Annotated in this window: 14 protein-coding genes; 3 read left to right on the forward strand and 11 right to left on the reverse strand. The window is 60.8% G+C overall.

Annotated elements, in window-relative coordinates; genetic code table 11:
* Positions 1 to 130: 130 nt before the first annotated feature.
* From creC to GVL50_RS18990, 3 genes are all read right to left on the reverse strand, one after another.
* Entirely contained in the window at positions 131 to 1,549 is a 1,419-nt protein-coding gene (gene creC, locus GVL50_RS18980) for a two-component system sensor histidine kinase CreC (protein ID WP_159814733.1), read from the reverse strand.
* On the reverse strand, positions 1,549 to 2,229 hold the full coding sequence (gene creB / locus GVL50_RS18985; protein ID WP_159814734.1) for a two-component system response regulator CreB: 681 nt from the start codon (positions 2,227 to 2,229) through the stop codon (positions 1,549 to 1,551). The genes creC and creB overlap by 1 nt, the downstream gene beginning before the upstream one ends.
* Positions 2,230 to 2,301: 72 nt before the next feature.
* Positions 2,302 to 2,805: an ATP-dependent zinc protease gene (locus GVL50_RS18990; RefSeq protein ID WP_053124525.1), complete on the reverse strand. Its 504-nt coding sequence runs from the start codon at positions 2,803 to 2,805 to the stop codon at positions 2,302 to 2,304.
* Positions 2,806 to 3,062: 257 nt separating this feature from the next.
* On the opposite strand from GVL50_RS18990, the gene GVL50_RS18995 reads away from it, so the two are divergent.
* On the forward strand, positions 3,063 to 3,950 hold the full coding sequence (locus tag GVL50_RS18995) for an acyltransferase (protein WP_159814735.1): 888 nt from the start codon (positions 3,063 to 3,065) through the stop codon (positions 3,948 to 3,950).
* Position 3,951: 1 nt separating this feature from the next.
* Here the strand turns inward: GVL50_RS18995 and GVL50_RS19000 are convergent, their stop codons facing one another.
* Positions 3,952 to 4,509, reverse strand: a complete 558-nt coding sequence (locus tag GVL50_RS19000) for a DUF2780 domain-containing protein (RefSeq protein ID WP_053124529.1) — start codon at positions 4,507 to 4,509, stop codon at positions 3,952 to 3,954.
* Between the two features lie 148 nt (positions 4,510 to 4,657).
* Here GVL50_RS19000 and GVL50_RS19005 point away from each other — a divergent pair, with 148 nt between their 5' ends.
* Positions 4,658 to 5,293 carry a sigma-70 family RNA polymerase sigma factor gene (locus tag GVL50_RS19005; protein WP_159814736.1) on the forward strand — a complete coding sequence of 212 codons (636 nt, stop codon included), beginning with the start codon at positions 4,658 to 4,660 and terminating at the stop codon, positions 5,291 to 5,293.
* A complete protein-coding gene (locus GVL50_RS19010; RefSeq protein ID WP_159814737.1) occupies positions 5,290 to 5,964 on the forward strand; it encodes an anti-sigma factor domain-containing protein in 675 nt (224 codons plus the stop codon). Before GVL50_RS19005 ends, GVL50_RS19010 begins: the two co-directional genes overlap by 4 nt.
* A 254-nt stretch (positions 5,965 to 6,218) precedes the next feature.
* Here GVL50_RS19010 and fdhA read toward each other — a convergent pair whose 3' ends face one another.
* The 7 genes from fdhA to GVL50_RS19045 form a co-directional block, all read right to left on the reverse strand.
* A complete protein-coding gene (fdhA, locus tag GVL50_RS19015) occupies positions 6,219 to 7,418 on the reverse strand; it encodes a formaldehyde dehydrogenase, glutathione-independent (RefSeq protein ID WP_008086916.1) in 1,200 nt (399 codons plus the stop codon).
* A 187-nt stretch (positions 7,419 to 7,605) separates the two neighbouring features.
* Positions 7,606 to 8,463 (reverse strand): formyltetrahydrofolate deformylase, encoded by an 858-nt coding sequence (gene purU, locus GVL50_RS19020; protein WP_008086918.1) that lies wholly within the window; start codon positions 8,461 to 8,463, stop codon positions 7,606 to 7,608.
* A 217-nt stretch (positions 8,464 to 8,680) separates the two neighbouring features.
* The gene (locus tag GVL50_RS19025; protein ID WP_053124537.1) at positions 8,681 to 9,313 is read right to left on the reverse strand and encodes a sarcosine oxidase subunit gamma; all 633 of its coding nucleotides are present in this window, start codon (positions 9,311 to 9,313) and stop codon (positions 8,681 to 8,683) included.
* A 132-nt stretch (positions 9,314 to 9,445) separates the two neighbouring features.
* The gene (locus tag GVL50_RS19030; RefSeq protein ID WP_159814738.1) at positions 9,446 to 12,463 is read right to left on the reverse strand and encodes a sarcosine oxidase subunit alpha; all 3,018 of its coding nucleotides are present in this window, start codon (positions 12,461 to 12,463) and stop codon (positions 9,446 to 9,448) included.
* Positions 12,460 to 12,789 carry a sarcosine oxidase subunit delta gene (locus GVL50_RS19035; RefSeq protein ID WP_007913119.1) on the reverse strand — a complete coding sequence of 110 codons (330 nt, stop codon included), beginning with the start codon at positions 12,787 to 12,789 and terminating at the stop codon, positions 12,460 to 12,462. The genes GVL50_RS19030 and GVL50_RS19035 overlap by 4 nt, the downstream gene beginning before the upstream one ends.
* A 14-nt stretch (positions 12,790 to 12,803) precedes the next feature.
* The gene (locus GVL50_RS19040; protein WP_003206307.1) at positions 12,804 to 14,054 is read right to left on the reverse strand and encodes a sarcosine oxidase subunit beta; all 1,251 of its coding nucleotides are present in this window, start codon (positions 14,052 to 14,054) and stop codon (positions 12,804 to 12,806) included.
* A 20-nt stretch (positions 14,055 to 14,074) separates the two neighbouring features.
* Positions 14,075 to 15,328, reverse strand: coding sequence for a serine hydroxymethyltransferase (locus GVL50_RS19045; protein WP_008086924.1), 1,254 nt, complete (start codon positions 15,326 to 15,328; stop codon positions 14,075 to 14,077).
* Positions 15,329 to 15,425: the final 97 nt, after the last annotated feature.

Below are 15,425 nucleotides of genomic sequence, written 5' to 3' on the forward strand. Positions count from 1 at the left end.
GGGTGTGGGGGTTTTGTGGGGGGAATATGGAGATTGTGTGGAAAGATCAAAAGATCGCAGCCTTCGGCAGCTCCTACGGATATATACAATCCATGTAGGAGCTGCCGAAGGCTGCGATCTTTTGATAATTTCAGGACAAGCGCAATGTCACTTCCACACCATTTTCGACATTGCGAATCAGCATCGAACCACCATGCAACTTCACCACTTCTTCAACAAAATTAAGCCCAAGCCCCGTGCTCTTGCGGCCGCTGTCCGGGCGCGGCAGCGAGTAAAAACGCTCGGTCAATCGCGGCAGCGCGTAACCGGGAATCGCCGCTGTTTCATTGAACAAACGAAATTCAATCTGCTCACCAACCCGCTCGGCACTGAAACGCAAAAGCCCCTGCTTCGGGGTGAAATCCAGCGCATTCTCCAACAGATTACCCAGCGCCTGACGCAACAGAAACGGCTCGCCCATCAACAACAGATCCGCCGCAATCGTCTGCTCGATTCGCAACTGCTTCCCTTCAATCCGCGCCGCCTGCGCCTGCAACAGTTCATCCACCAACACCGCCAACGGCACCGCAACCCGCTCTTCCAGGCCTTGCCGTTGTTCGACCTGCGCCAGGTTCAACAACCGCTCGATCAGCTGCTGCATCCGCGCACTTTCGCTGTCGATGTTGCCGACAAAGCGCAGGCGCTGGATCGGCGGCATGTCGCCTTGCAGCAATTCCGCCGCGCCACGAATCGCCGCCAATGGACTTTTCAGTTCATGGGTCAACGTATGCACGTAACGCTCGACGTAGGCCTTGCCTTCCAGTTGCGTGCGCATCTGTTCCACGGCGGTGGCGAGTTGCTCCAGTTCGCCACCGCGATAGTGCGGTACTTCAACACGGCGCCCTTCGCTCACGGCTTGGGCATAACCGGTCAAGCGGTGCAGCGCGCGACTCAGCCACCACGACAGCAACGCGCCGAACAGCAGACCGAGGCCGATCAAACCGGCGCCGTAAAACAGCAAACGTCGCTCGGTGCGATCAACGTAAGGCTGCAATGAGCTGTTGGGTTTGGCCACGGTGACCACGCCGATGATCTTGCCGTTATCGCGGATCGGCGCACCGACGTGCATCACCGACGAGCTCGCGTCGTTCGGATCGCTGCGGGTCGAACGCGCGCCGTATTCTCCGCGCAAGGTCAGGTAGACGTCGTTCCAGCGCGAGTAATCCTGACCCACCGCAACGCCGCTGGAATCGAGTAAAACGATGCCTTTGGCGTCGGTTACATAGATACGGTGATTGACCTGATTTTTCGGCAAGCCCCAGATCGTCGCTTGCGGCTGGCGATCACCATAAGCGCGGAGCAATTCGGGCCAGCGATTTTCGCTGAGGGTGCCGGCCTTGAAATCGTCACGAAGTATTTCCGCCATCAGATTCGCGGTATCCACCAGGGTTTCTTCGGTGGACTGGCGCACGCCGGGGCGAATTTCTTCCATCACCGTGTTGAGCACGAAATAACCGGTCAGGCCGATAAACAGCACGTACACCAGAAAAATCCGCAGCCCCAACGACATCAGCTGTGCCCCGGGCTGTAGCTGTAACCGAGGCCGCGATGGGTCTGGATCGGTTCGGCGTCGGCGCGCACCAGCCGCAGTTTGGCGCGTACGCTTTTGATATGGCTGTCGATGCTGCGTTCGTAACCGGCATCGGCCGCGACGCCCAGCGCATCGAGCAATTGCTCGCGGCTGAACACCCGTTCGGGTTGTTCGAGCAGGCATTGCAGCAGACGGAATTCGTGGCGGGTCAGGCTTAACGTCTGGCCGCGATAGATGATTTGTACGCGCTCGGGATCGATACGAAATAACGCCGAGGTGGCTTCAATCGGCGGGCGCGGCGCCATGCGTTTGAGGATGGCTTTGACCCGTGCCGCCACTTCCCGAGGGCTGAACGGTTTGACCACATAGTCGTCGGCGCCGATCTCCAGCCCGACCACGCGATCAATCTCGGCATCGCGAGCGCTGAGGAACAGCACCGGCACTTCGCTGAAACGTCGCAGCTGTTTGCAGGTTTCGAAGCCGCTGATGTCCGGCAGGCCGATGTCGAGGATGATCAGGTCGGCCGGCGTCTGCCGCTGATGTTCCAGCGCCGCCGCGCCGAGGCTCAGCCACGTGGTGCCAAAACCCTCGCCTTGCAGGGCGAAAATCAGCGTGTCGGCAATCGCCGCTTCGTCTTCGACAATCAGGATATGAGGCATGGCGTCCGAGCCCGTGGTTGAGTGCGCGAACGGTGCCCCAAGCCTGACGTCACGTCAATGAGACCACTTGGCTCAGCAGTCAGGTTTGTCGGCGGTGAAGCGACGTGCCGGGTTTACAGCAGCGCCGAATTCACGCAAGGCTTTGGCACCGATCAGCAACGGGTAATTGAAGTTGCTGCGGTCGGTCAGGTTGACCTCAACGGTACGCTTGACGTCGCCCAGGCACAGCTCCAGATCGACCACCGGGCGTTTGGCGACTTCGGTGCTTTCACCCTCGTCCTCTTCATCCGAGCGGCTCTTGATCTTGCTGATCCGTGCGACTTTGTGTTCGTAGACTTTGTTGCTGGCGTCTTTGGTGCCGAGGCGGAAGCGCACCCAGTCTTCGCCGTCGCGGGTGAAGGTTTCGATGTCCTTGGCCGACAGCGAGGCGGTCAGCGCGCCGGTGTCCATCTTGGCCTTGAGCACTTCACCGCCGATTTCCGGCAGCGCGATGTATTCGTAGCGGCCGTACAGGGTCGGCTCGGCGGCCATGACCGGCAGGGCGACGAGGGCAAACAGTGCAAGGAGGGATTTCACGTAAGGGGCTTCCTTGGGGAGTTGGGCAACGGGATTTTAGACCGTTGCGCGCTTGATCGTTCCCACGCTCTGCGTGGGCATGCATCCAGTGACGCTCTGCGTCACAGGGACGCGGAGCGTCCCGGGCGGCGTTACCACGCAGAGCGTGGGAACGATCAGGTTAACGCGAATAAAGTGAAACATTCGTCAGCGCCGATTTGGCCTGCCGCGCGAAGCTGCTTATCATGACGCGCCCAACCCACGTCATAGAGTTGCTTATGCGCCGCCTGCTCACCGGCTGTTTCGTCACCCTGCTGCTGTTGCTCAACACCCTGATCCTGATCGGGCCGTTGCTGGTGTTTGCCCTGCTCAAACTGGTCGCGCCGGGCCGCTGGCGCGACTATGCGTCGGGGGCGGTGATGTGGATCGCCGAGACCTGGGCTGAAATCGACAAGCTGATTTTCCGCCTGTGCATTCCCACCGAATGGGACATTCGCGGCGGCGAAGGCCTGCGCGGCGACACGTCGTATCTGGTGATCAGCAACCACCAATCGTGGGTCGACATTCCGGCGCTGATCCAGACGCTGAACCGGCGCACGCCGTTCTTCAAATTCTTCCTCAAGAAAGAGCTGATCTGGGTGCCGTTTCTGGGGCTGGCGTGGTGGGCGCTGGATTACCCGTTCATGAAGCGCTACACCAAGGCGTTTCTGGCGAAGAACCCGGAGCTGGCGGGCAAGGATCTGGAAATCACCAAACAGGCCTGCGAGCTGTTCAAGCGTCAGCCAGTGACCGTGGTGAATTATCTGGAAGGCACGCGCTATACAGCGGCGAAAAGCGCCGAACAACAATCACCGTTCAACCACTTGCTCAAACCCAAGGCGGGCGGCGTGGCGTTTGTGTTGGCGGCGATGGGTGAACAGCTGGATGCCATCCTCGACGTGACGGTGGTTTATCCACAGGCACGGATTCCAGGATTCTGGGATTTGATCAGCGGCAACGTGCCGAGAGTCATCATCGACATCAAGACCCGCGAACTCGACCCGGCGCTGTGGCAGGGCGATTACGAAAATGATCCGGCGTTTCGCCAGACCGTCCAGAGCTGGGTCAACCAGCTCTGGAACGAGAAGGATCAGCGCATCGCCGAACTGCGCGACGAGCGGCGCTGACTCAGCTACCGGCGCCGACGCCCCAGATGCTGCCTAGGCTGGTCAGCAGCGAACCGCCGACGCCTTGGTCACCCAGGTACTTGAGCAGTACCGGGGCAAACTGGCCGACCATGCCGCTGTCCATGCCCAACGCACCAAAGGCGTTGTTCAGGTCATTGGTGTCCTTGACGTTACCCAAGGCATTTTCCAGACCGGCGGATTTGCCGGACTGACCCAGCAACCCGCTCAACGCCGCCAGGTTGCCGCTACCGCCCGACAGCTTGTCGATGCCCGGCACTTCTTTGGCCAACTGCGAATAATCAGTGCTGCTCAATTGGTTCTTGGCCAGACCCAACATGGCACTGGTGCCGCCAACGGCTTGTTGTGGCGTAACCCCCAGACCGGTGACGGCTTGCAGCAAACCGGCCGTTTCCGAGGTCGGCGCTGCGGCAGTGGCAGCGTTGCCGCCCTGCATGCTTGCAGCGGCCTTGGTGACGTCGTCCAGACTGAAACCGGCAAAGGCCGGGCTCGCCGCCAGGGTCATGAGTGATGCCAAGGCAAAACCGCGTGAAATCTTCATTCAGACATCCTCTTGCGCTGTGAAAACTACCCGTCAATGGGCAGCGAAACTGCCGGTTTGACCGAGGATACGCCGGCATGTTCCGGTGCAGAGCATCCATTTTCCCCCGTCTCACGTATATGAATCGTGAAACCCTGGAATTGTCGCGATGAATGGCACAACCGCTGTCGCTGAACTAGCCTGTGAACAGCCCGAGTCTAGCCCTCGTCGCCCATCCATTGCCTGGAGAGTCGTTATTTCCACCGCCGAGACCGATCAGCTGAGGCAGCTGTTGGCCCAGTGTTCACTGGGTGATCGGCGCGCCTTCGAAACCTTGTACCGCAGCGTCGGCCCGCGCCTGCACGGCGTGGCCCTGCGTTTCATGGGTCGCCCGGATCTGGCCGAAGAAGTGTTGCAGGAAGCCTTCGTACGGATCTGGAACAACGCCTCGCGCTACGAATCGCATCTGTCGGCGCCGATGACCTGGATGATCAACATCACCCGCAATCAGGCCATCGACCAGTTGCGCAAACACCGCGACCGGCCGCTGACCGACCTCGAACAGGACGCCCTGCAGGACGAAAGCCCCTCGGCCCACGATCAATTGAGCAGCGCCCGTGAGGCTCACGCCCTCAATCGCTGCCTGGAAACCCTCGAAGGCATGCAGCGCCAATCGATCACCGTCGCCTACTTTCACGGCTTGTCCTGCTCGGAACTCGCCGAACATTTGGCCGCGCCGCTGGGCTCGGTGAAATCGTGGATCCGCCGAGGCATGGAACGCCTGCGCCGGTGCCTTGAATCATGAACTACCAGACCCCTGCCCTGCGCCGCGCCCTGGCGGCGGATTACGCGATCGGTCTGATGTCGGCGCCTGCGCGGCGACGGTTTGAGCAGTTGCTGCTGGACGACGCGGCGTTGCGAGCGGAAGTCGCGCAATGGCAGGAAACGCTGGTGAGCCTTACCGAATCCCTGCCGGAACATCCGGTGCCCGATCGAGTGTGGCAAGGCATTACCGCGCGCATCGAACCGCAAGTGCTGCATGTGCCAGAGAAACGTCCGTTCTGGAACTGGCTTCGCGTTATGGCGGCGGCCTGTTCAATTGTTGTGCTGGTGTTCCTCGGTTCGCTGTACAACCGTGATGATGCTCGCTACACCGCGACGCTGTTGACGGCCAATGCGCAACCGGCGCTGAAAGTCGAGGCGCATGAAGATTATCTGCAGGTCGAGCCGCTGACGCTGGCGGCGGTTGAAGCGGATCGCAGTCTGGAACTGTGGGCGATTCCGGCGGATGGCAAACCGATTTCGCTGGGGGTGATTCCGGCGGGGGGTAAAGGCAAGGTTGAGTTGAGCGAGGCGCAGAAGGTTTTGATCGGGCAGCCGATTGCGTTGGCGGTGAGTCTGGAGCCTAAGGGTGGTTCGCCGACCGGGCAGCCGACTGGGCCGGTGCTGTATCAAGGGGCGTTGGCGGCACTGTAAAGCAAAGCCCCTCACCCTAGCCCTCTCCCGGAGGGAGAGGGGACTGATTGGGGGATATTGACGCAATACGCCGACGTGAAAGATTTCTGCTGAATCCATAATCGACTGGATTCCTCAGGTCGATGCAAAACTTAGAACACCTCGGTCGGCCCCCTCTCCCTCCGGGAGAGGGCTGGGGTGAGGGTAACTTCTGACCTTGCCTTCCAACAAAAAACGGCAACCTTGAGGTCGCCGTTTTGAATTGCGCTTAAGCCCTACGCCGCACTAAACAACTTATGCGGATCAATCACAAACTTCTTCGGCACGCCCGCATCGAACTCGCCGTACCCTTCCGGCGCCTGATCCAGGCTGATCACCTGCACACCCACCACTTCGGCAATGTTGATGCGATCCCACATGATCGCTTGCATCAGTTGGCGGTTGTACTTCATCACTGGGGTTTGCCCGGTGTGGAAGCTGTGGGATTTCGCCCAGCCCAGACCGAAACGGATGCTCAGGCTGCCCATTTTCGCGGCGGCGTCGACGGCACCCGGATCCTCGGTGACGTACAGGCCCGGAATACCGATTTTGCCGGCAACACGCACCACGCCCATCAGCGAGTTGAGCACGGTGGCCGGTGCTTCCGATTTCGCGCCGTCATGGCCATGACCGCGTGCTTCGAAACCGACGCAGTCCACCGCGCAATCCACTTCCGGCTCGCCGAGCAGCGCGGCGATTTGTTCGTGCAGCGGCGCGTCTTTCGACAGGTCGACGATTTCAAAACCTTGCGCCTTGGCGTGGGCCAAACGGATGGTGTTGACGTCGCCGATGATCACCACCGCAGCACCGAGCAGACGTGCAGAAGCGGCAGCGGCCAGACCGACCGGGCCAGCGCCAGCGATGTAAACGGTGCTGCCCGGACCAACGCCGGCAGTAACGGCGCCGTGATAACCGGTCGGGAGAATGTCGGAGAGGCAGGTCAGGTCGCGGATTTTCTCCATGGCCTTGTCGCGATCCGGCAGTTTCAGCAGGTTGAAGTCGGCGTACGGCACCAGCACGTATTCGGCCTGGCCGCCGGTCCAGTCGCCCATGTCGACGTAACCGTAAGCGCCGCCGGCACGGGCCGGGTTCACGGTCAGGCAGACGCCGGTGTGTTGCTCTTTGCAGGAACGGCAGCGCCCGCAGGCAACGTTGAACGGTACGGAGACCAGATCACCGATTTTCAGGTTTTCGACGTCGGAGCCTTTTTCGATCACCTCGCCAGTGATCTCGTGGCCCAGCACCAGACCGGTCTGCGCCGTGGTACGGCCGCGCACCATGTGTTGGTCGGAGCCGCAGATGTTGGTGGAAACCACTTTGAGAATGACCCCGTGCTCGATCTTGCGACCGCGCGGGTCCTGCATTTTCGGATAGTCGATTTTCTGTACTTCGACCTTGCCCGCGCCGAGATACACCACACCACGATTGCCAGACATGCTTTCACCTCGCTGTTGTTTTTATGGAACCGCGTTGCCCAGGCAGGCAGCGCGTTAAGTGCTCGGGTACAGATGCTGTTTCTTGTGTTGCTTGTGGGGACGTCTTCGCGGGCAAGCCTTGCTCCTACAGGTGCTCACTTGTAGGAGCAAGGCTTGCCCGCGATGGGTTGCGAAGCAGCCCCAAAATTTAAAGAACGACCGTGCGATTGGCGTTGAGAAACACCCTCCGCTCAATGTGATACCCCACTGCCCGCGCCAAGGTCAGGCCTTCAATATCGCGCCCCTTGGCGATCAGATCCTCAGGGTAATGACTGTGATCCACCGCCTCGACACCCTGGGCAATGATCGGCCCTTCATCCAGATCGTTATTGATGTAATGCGCCGTCGCGCCGACCAGTTTCACGCCTTTGTTATAAGCCTGGTGATACGGCTTGGCGCCCTTGAAACCCGGCAGCAGCGAGTGATGAATGTTGATTGCCTTGCCATCGAGCTTGCGGCACAACTCCGGCGACAGCACCTGCATGTAGCGGGCGAGGATCACCAGTTCGGCGCCGGATTCTTCGATCACCTGCCACACCTGACGCTCCTGCGACGGCTTGTCGTTGGGGTCGAGGGGGAAATGGTAGTAGGGAATCTGGTGCCAGTCGGCCAGCGGTTTCAAATCCGGGTGGTTGGAGACGACGGCAGCAACGTCCATCGACAACTGGCCGATGCGCTGGCGGTAGAGCAAGTCGTTGAGGCAGTGATCGGCCTTGGAAACCATGATCACCACTTTTGGCCGGTAGTTCGGCGCGGTCAGCTCGAAGATCATGCCGAAGGCCTGGCCGCGTTCGGCTAAGCCGGCGCGGAAGGATTGCTCGTCGAAGCCGTCGGGCTGGCGGAATTCCACGCGGATGAAAAAACGCCCGGAGAGGCGGTCATCGAACGAGTGGTGCTCGGTGACGTAGCAACCCTGCTCGAACAGAAAACGCGTGACCGCGTCCACGGTGCCGAGGACGCTGGGGCAGTCGGCGGTCAGAATCCATGTGTCTGGGGCGCGGCTCATGGTGCGGTGACTCCTGTTCTTATGCGGGGTGTCAGGTTTTTCCCTCACCCTAGCCCTCTCCCAGAGGGAGAGGGGACTGACCGAGGTGTTCTTTCGAGCTACGCCGACCTGAAAATATGAAGGTGACTGCAGATCGCAAAAACACCCGAGATCGGCTCCCTTTCCCCCTCTCCCCCCTGGGGGAGAGGGCTGGGGTGAGGGGGTGGCTCTTGATCTATCAGGCCTGAACGCTCAACCCGTACTCAGCCGAAGCATCCTGCAACCACAACCACCAGTAATCCGAAAAACTGCGACGAATCAGCAGTTCCCAAGTGTCCTCAGCCGTATGCCGAATCATCAGCTGCGACTTGGCGAACACCGTGCCCACCGCTTTACCCACCGGAAAATTATTCGGGTGCACGTCGTAGCTGGTCGACTTCATCAGCACCTGACGCACGTTCGGCCCGCTCAGTTCGAGCACTTGCTGGCCGCCGCTGACGTTGACGATCGCAACGTGCAGATCGCCCAGCGCTTCACGCAGTTTCTGTTCGGCGGCGAACTCTTCGCCGCTCGGGACGATCAGCAGCCACTCGTCCGGGCCCATCCATTGCAGGCTGGTTTCACCTTTGACGATGACGCTCAGCGCGCCGGGCAGTTCGATGCCCAGGGCCTTGTGGACACCGGCGGCGAACGCGGCATCGTGGCCATCGCCACGGATGGTCAGGTGACCGAGGAGTTTCTTTTCACGCACGATTACGCCGGCGTTTTTGCGGCCCTTGCCGACCAGGCTGGCGAGGTCGGCATGGTGCAGCGACGACTCGGCCTTGGCCCCGGTGGTCGGGCGTTGTTGGTACACGTTGGCTGTGGTCATAAAGCACCTTCCTGAATTCTTGATCGTTCCCACGCTCTGCGTGGGAATGCCGCCATGGACGCTCTGCGTCCGCTCTTGGGACGCAGAGCGTCCCGGGATGCATTCCCACGCAGAGCGTGGGAACGATCAGTGTCAGATGTTCTGCCGATCACCCTTCGGATCGAAGAACACCGAAGAAACGATTTCCGCCTCGATCACGCTGCCATCGGCCAGCGGTGCAAACACCCGCTCACCGAGGCGCTTCAGACCGCCCTTGACCACACCCATGGCAAACGAATAACCGAGGGAGTTGTGCGCGTAACTGGAAGTCACGTGGCCAACCATGGTCATAGGGATCGCCTGCTTGGTGTTGAACACTAACTGCGCACCTTCCGGCAACCACACGTTCGGATCGATCGGCTTCAGACCGACCAGTTGCTTACGCTGATCTTTCACGCAGTCTTCACGGTTCATCCCACGCTGGCCGATCCACGAGAACGGTTTGGTGCGACCCACGCACCAGCCCATGTTCAAGTCGTCCGGGGTCATCGAACCGTCAGTGTCCTGACCAACGATGATGAAACCCTTCTCGGCACGCAGCACGTGCATGGTTTCAGTGCCGTACGGGGTCAGGTTGTACTGCTTGCCGGCCTCGACGATTTTCTCCAGCACGCCCATCGCATAGTCGGCCTGGACGTTGACTTCGTACGACAGCTCACCGGTGAACGAAATGCGGAACACCCGCGCCGGCACGCCGCCGACCAGACCTTCTTTCCAGGTCATGAACGGGAACGCTTCGTTGCTCAGATCAATGTCGGTCACGGCGCTGAGCAGCTGGCGACTGTTCGGCCCGGACAGGGTCATGGTCGCCCAGTGGTCGGTGACGGAGGTGAAGTAAACCTTCATGTCCGGCCATTCGGTCTGGTGGTAAAGCTCCAGCCACTGCAGCACGCGAGCCGCGCCGCCAGTGGTGGTGGTCATGACGAAATGGTTGTCGGCCAGGCACGCCGTGACACCGTCGTCGAAGACCATGCCGTCTTCTTTGCACATCAAACCGTAGCGAGCCTTGCCCACGTCGAGCTTGGTCCAGGCGTTGGTGTACACGCGGTTAAGAAACTCGCGGGCATCCGGACCCTGGATGTCGATCTTGCCGAGGGTCGAGGCGTCGAGCAGGCCGACGCTGTCGCGCACGGCTTTGCATTCGCGCTTCACGGCGGTGTGCAGGTCTTCACCGTTTTTCGGGAAGTACCATGGACGCTTCCACTGACCGACGTCTTCAAACTCTGCGCCATTTTTCACATGCCAGGCATGCAGCGCGGTGTGACGCACCGGCTCGAAGATGTGCCCACAGTGACGACCGGCCACGGCGCCGAAAGTTACCGGCGTGTAGTTCGGGCGGAACATCGTGGTGCCCATCTGCGGGATGGTCACGTTCAGCGAACGGGCCGCGATGGCCAGACCGTTGACGTTGCCGAGTTTGCCCTGATCGGTGCCGAAGCCCAGCGCGGTGTAGCGTTTGACGTGCTCGACCGACTCAAAACCTTCGCGAGTTGCCAGCTCAATCGCTGCAGCGGTGACGTCGTTCTGCAGGTCGACGAATTGCTTCGGCGCCCGTGCGGTGTTCTTTTCATGTGGCACCTGAAACAGCGCCAGCGTCGGTTCTTCATGACGGCTGAGAGCTTTCGGTAAAGTGCCTTCGACCGCAGCGAAACCGGCTTCACTGGCAGCGCGCACGCCACCTTCAAAACCGTCAGCCAGCGAATCGCCGAGACCGTAAACACCGTTGATGCCACCGACGCACACGCGTTTCTGCGGTGCTTCGCCCGGTACGAAACCGAGGATGTCTTCACGCCAGGTCGGCTTGCCACCGAGGTGCGAAGCCAGGTGAACGACCGGGCTGTAACCGCCGGAACTGGCAACTACATCGCAATCGAGCCACTCGCCCGGACTGGTCACGGCGTGCGCTTTGACATCGATCGCAGCAACGCGAGCAGCGGTGACGCGCTTGCTGCCACGGGCCTCGATCACGGCGCTGCCAGTGAGAATCCGAATGCCTTTGGCGCGTGCTTCTTCCACCAATGCACCACGCGGATTGCTGCGCGCATCGGCGATGGCGACCACTTGCAGACTGGCGTCGAGCCAGTCCAGCGCCACGCGATAGGCGTGATCGTTGTTGGTCGACAGCACCAGTTTCTTGCCCGGCGCCACGCCATAACGGCGCACGTAAGTCGACACCGCACCAGCGAGCATGTTGCCCGGCACATCGTTGTTGCCGTAAACCAGCGGACGCTCGCAGGCACCGGTCGCCAGCACCACACGCTTGGCGCGAACCCGGTGAATACGCTGACGCACCTGACCGATCGGCGCGCGGTCACCGAGGTGATCGGTAAGGCGTTCGTGAATGGTCAGGAAGTTGTGGTCGTGGTAACCGTTGACCGTGGCGCGCGGCAACAGCAGCACGTCCGGGGTGTTCTTCAATTCGGTGATGACGCTGGCGACCCATTCCATCGCCGGTTTGCCGTCGAGGCTTTCACGCGAGTCGAGCAGGCTGCCGCCGAACTCTTCCTGCTCATCGGCCAGAATCACTCGGGCACCGCTGCGCGCCGCGGCCAAGGCAGCGGCGAGACCGGCCGGGCCAGCGCCGACGATCAGCACGTCGCAGTGCTGGTTCATGTAGTCGTAGGTGTCCGGATCAACTTCGGTCGGCGAGCGGCCCAGACCGGCAGCCTTGCGGATGTACTTCTCGTAAGTCATCCAGAACGATTGCGGGTACATGAAGGTTTTGTAGTAGAAACCCGGCGGCATCAGCTTGCCGCCGACCTTGCCGAGAATGCCCATCATGTCGTTGTTGACGCTCGGCCAGCCGTTGGTGCTGGTCGCGACCAAACCTTGATACAGCGCCTGTTGCGTGGCGCGCACGTTGGGGATTTGCGTGGCTTCGGTCGCGCCGATCTGCAGCACCGCATTCGGCTCTTCGGCACCGGCAGCGAAGATACCGCGAGGACGCGAATACTTGAAGCTGCGGCCAATGATGTCGACGCCGTTGGCGATCAGCGCGGCGGCCAGCGAGTCACCCTCGAAGCCTTTGTAGCTCTGACCGTTGAAGGTGAAGCTCAGCACTTTGTTGCGGTCGATCCGTCCACCGTTGGACAGGCGATTGGTCTGGCTCATACCTTCTCTCCCAGCGCCGTCGTGGCTGTTTTCGCCGAATCAGCCTTGTCGGTGAATTGCGGCTTGGTGCCGATCTTGTAGGTTTCGAGAATCTCGTAGGTCACGGTGTCGCGGGTGACGTTGAAGTACTGGCGGCAACCGGCGACGTGATCCCACAACTCGTGGTGCAGACCGCGCGGGTTATCGCGGAAGAACATGTAGTCGCCCCACTCCTCGTCGGTGCAGGCGCCAGGGTCGAGCGGGCGCGGAATGTGCGCCTGACCGGATGCGTGGAATTCCTCTTCGGAGCGCAGTTCGCCGCAGTGAGGACAGAAGATATGCAACATGGGGATTTCTCCTGTTAGTGGGCAACCGCAGCAGCGCCGTGTTCATCGATCAACGCACCGTTGTGGAAACGGTCGATGGAGAAAGGTGCGGCCAACGGGTGCATTTCACCCTTGGCCAGACTCGCGGCAAACACGTTGCCCGAGCCAGGCGTTGCCTTGAAGCCACCGGTGCCCCAACCGCAGTTGAAGAACATGTTCGGTACCGGGGTTTTCGAAATGATCGGGCAAGCGTCCGGGGTGGTGTCGACGATGCCGCCCCACTGGCGGTTCATGCGTACGCGCGATAACACCGGGAACATCTCGACGATGGCCTGAATGGTGTGCTCGATCACCGGGTACGAACCGCGCTGGCCGTAGCCGTTGTAGCCGTCGATACCGGCGCCGATCACCAGGTCGCCCTTGTCGGACTGGCTGATGTAACCGTGCACGGCGTTGGACATGATCACGCTGTCGATAATCGGCTTGATCGGCTCGGACACCAGCGCTTGCAGCGGGTGGGATTCGATCGGCAGACGGAAACCGGCGAGCTTGGCCATGTGCCCGGAGTTACCGGCGGTGACCACGCCGACGCGCTTGGCACCGATGAAACCCTTGTTGGTTTCAACACCGATGCACACGCCGTTTTCCTTGCGGAAACCGATCACTTCGGTCTGCTGGATCAAGTCCACACCAAGAGCGTCGGCGGCACGGGCAAAGCCCCAGGCCACGGCATCGTGACGGGCGACGCCGCCGCGACGCTGAACGGTCGCGCCCATCACTGGGTAGCGGGTGTTCTTCGAGCAGTCGAGGTACGGAATCTCGTCAGCCACTTGTTTGGCGTTGAGCAGTTCGCCATCGACGCCGTTGAGGCGGTTGGCGCTGACCCGACGCTCGGAATCACGAATGTCCTGCAGGGTGTGGCACAGGTTGTAGACGCCGCGCTGGGAGAACATCACGTTGTAGTTCAGATCCTGTGACAGGCCTTCCCACAATTTCATCGCGTGTTCGTAAAGATGCGCCGACTCGTCCCACAGGTAGTTGGAGCGAACGATGGTGGTGTTTCGCGCGGTGTTACCGCCGCCCAGCCAGCCCTTTTCGACCACGGCGACATTGGTGATGCCGTGCTCTTTCGCCAAGTAGTAGGCAGTCGCCAGACCGTGCCCGCCGCCGCCGACGATGACCACGTCGTAGACTTTCTTCGGCGTCGGCGTGCGCCACATGCGCTGCCAGTTTTCGTGGTGGCTGAGGGAGTGTTTGAAGAGGCCGAAGCCCGAATAGCGTTGCATAGTCAGTTACTCCAGAACACTCAGCGATAAACCGGGAAGTCTGCGCACAGGGCCGACACTTGCTGGGCAACATTGGCCTCGACATCGGCATCACCGAGGTTGTCGAGGATGTCGCAGATCCAGCCAGCCAACACTTCGCACTGGGTCACCTTGAAACCGCGCGTAGTGACGGCCGGGGTGCCGATGCGCAGGCCCGAGGTCACGAACGGCGATTGCGGGTCATTCGGCACCGCGTTCTTGTTGACGGTGATGTGCGCACGGCCAAGGGCGGCGTCGGCGTCTTTACCGGTCAGGCCCTGACGGATCAGGCTGACCAGGAACAAATGGTTGTCGGTACCGCCGGACACTACATCGTAGCCACGTTTGATAAACACGCTGGCCATCGCCTGAGCGTTGTCGATCACTTGTTGCTGATAAGCCTTGAAGCCCGGCTCCAGCGCTTCCTTGAAGCACACGGCTTTACCGGCGATGACGTGCATCAGCGGGCCGCCCTGAGCGCCGGGGAATACGGCGGCGTTGAGCTTCTTCTCGATCTCTTCGTTGGACTTGGCCAGGATCAGCCCGCCACGTGGGCCGCGCAGGGTTTTGTGCGTGGTGGTGGTGACCACGTCGGCGTACGGCAGCGGGTTCGGGTACAGACCGGCGGCAACCAGGCCGGCGACGTGGGCCATGTCGACGAAGAGCAGCGCGCCAACCTTGTCAGCGATCTGACGGAAGCGCGGGAAGTCGAGGGTCTTCGAGTAAGCGGAGAAACCGGCGACGATCATTTTTGGCTTGGATTCGACGGCGAGACGTTCCACTTCGTCGTAATCGATCAAACCGGTGTCGGTGTTGATGCCGTACTGCACAGCGTTGTAGAGCTTGCCCGAGGACGACACTTTGGCGCCGTGGGTCAGGTGACCGCCGTGAGCGAGGCTCATGCCGAGGATGGTGTCGCCCGGCTGAATCAGCGCCAGGTACACAGCACTGTTGGCCGAAGAACCGGAGTGCGGCTGGACGTTGGCGTAATCGGCGCCGAACAGTTGCTTGGCGCGTTCAATGGCCAGTGCTTCGACTTTATCCACATGCTCGCAGCCACCGTAGTAGCGCTTGCCCGGATAGCCTTCGGCGTATTTGTTGGTCAGGCCGCTGCCTTGCGCTTCCATCACGCGTTTGCTGGTGTAGTTCTCCGACGCGATCAGCTCGATGTGATCTTCCTGACGTTGCTCCTCGGCATTCATCGCCGCCAGCAGTGCATCGTCGTAACCCTGGATCTGGTCTTGCTTGCTGAACATCGCGTCTCTCCCAGCGGCATCTGTGCGCCATTCGTCTCGGTAAGGCACTGGCAATCACGGCAGTGCCCTTTGATGCCGATGGTATGACCGGCGCAGA

The sequence above is a fragment of the Pseudomonas sp. 18058 genome (genome assembly GCF_902706155.1).
Lineage (GTDB): Bacteria > Pseudomonadota > Gammaproteobacteria > Pseudomonadales > Pseudomonadaceae > Aquipseudomonas > Aquipseudomonas rustica.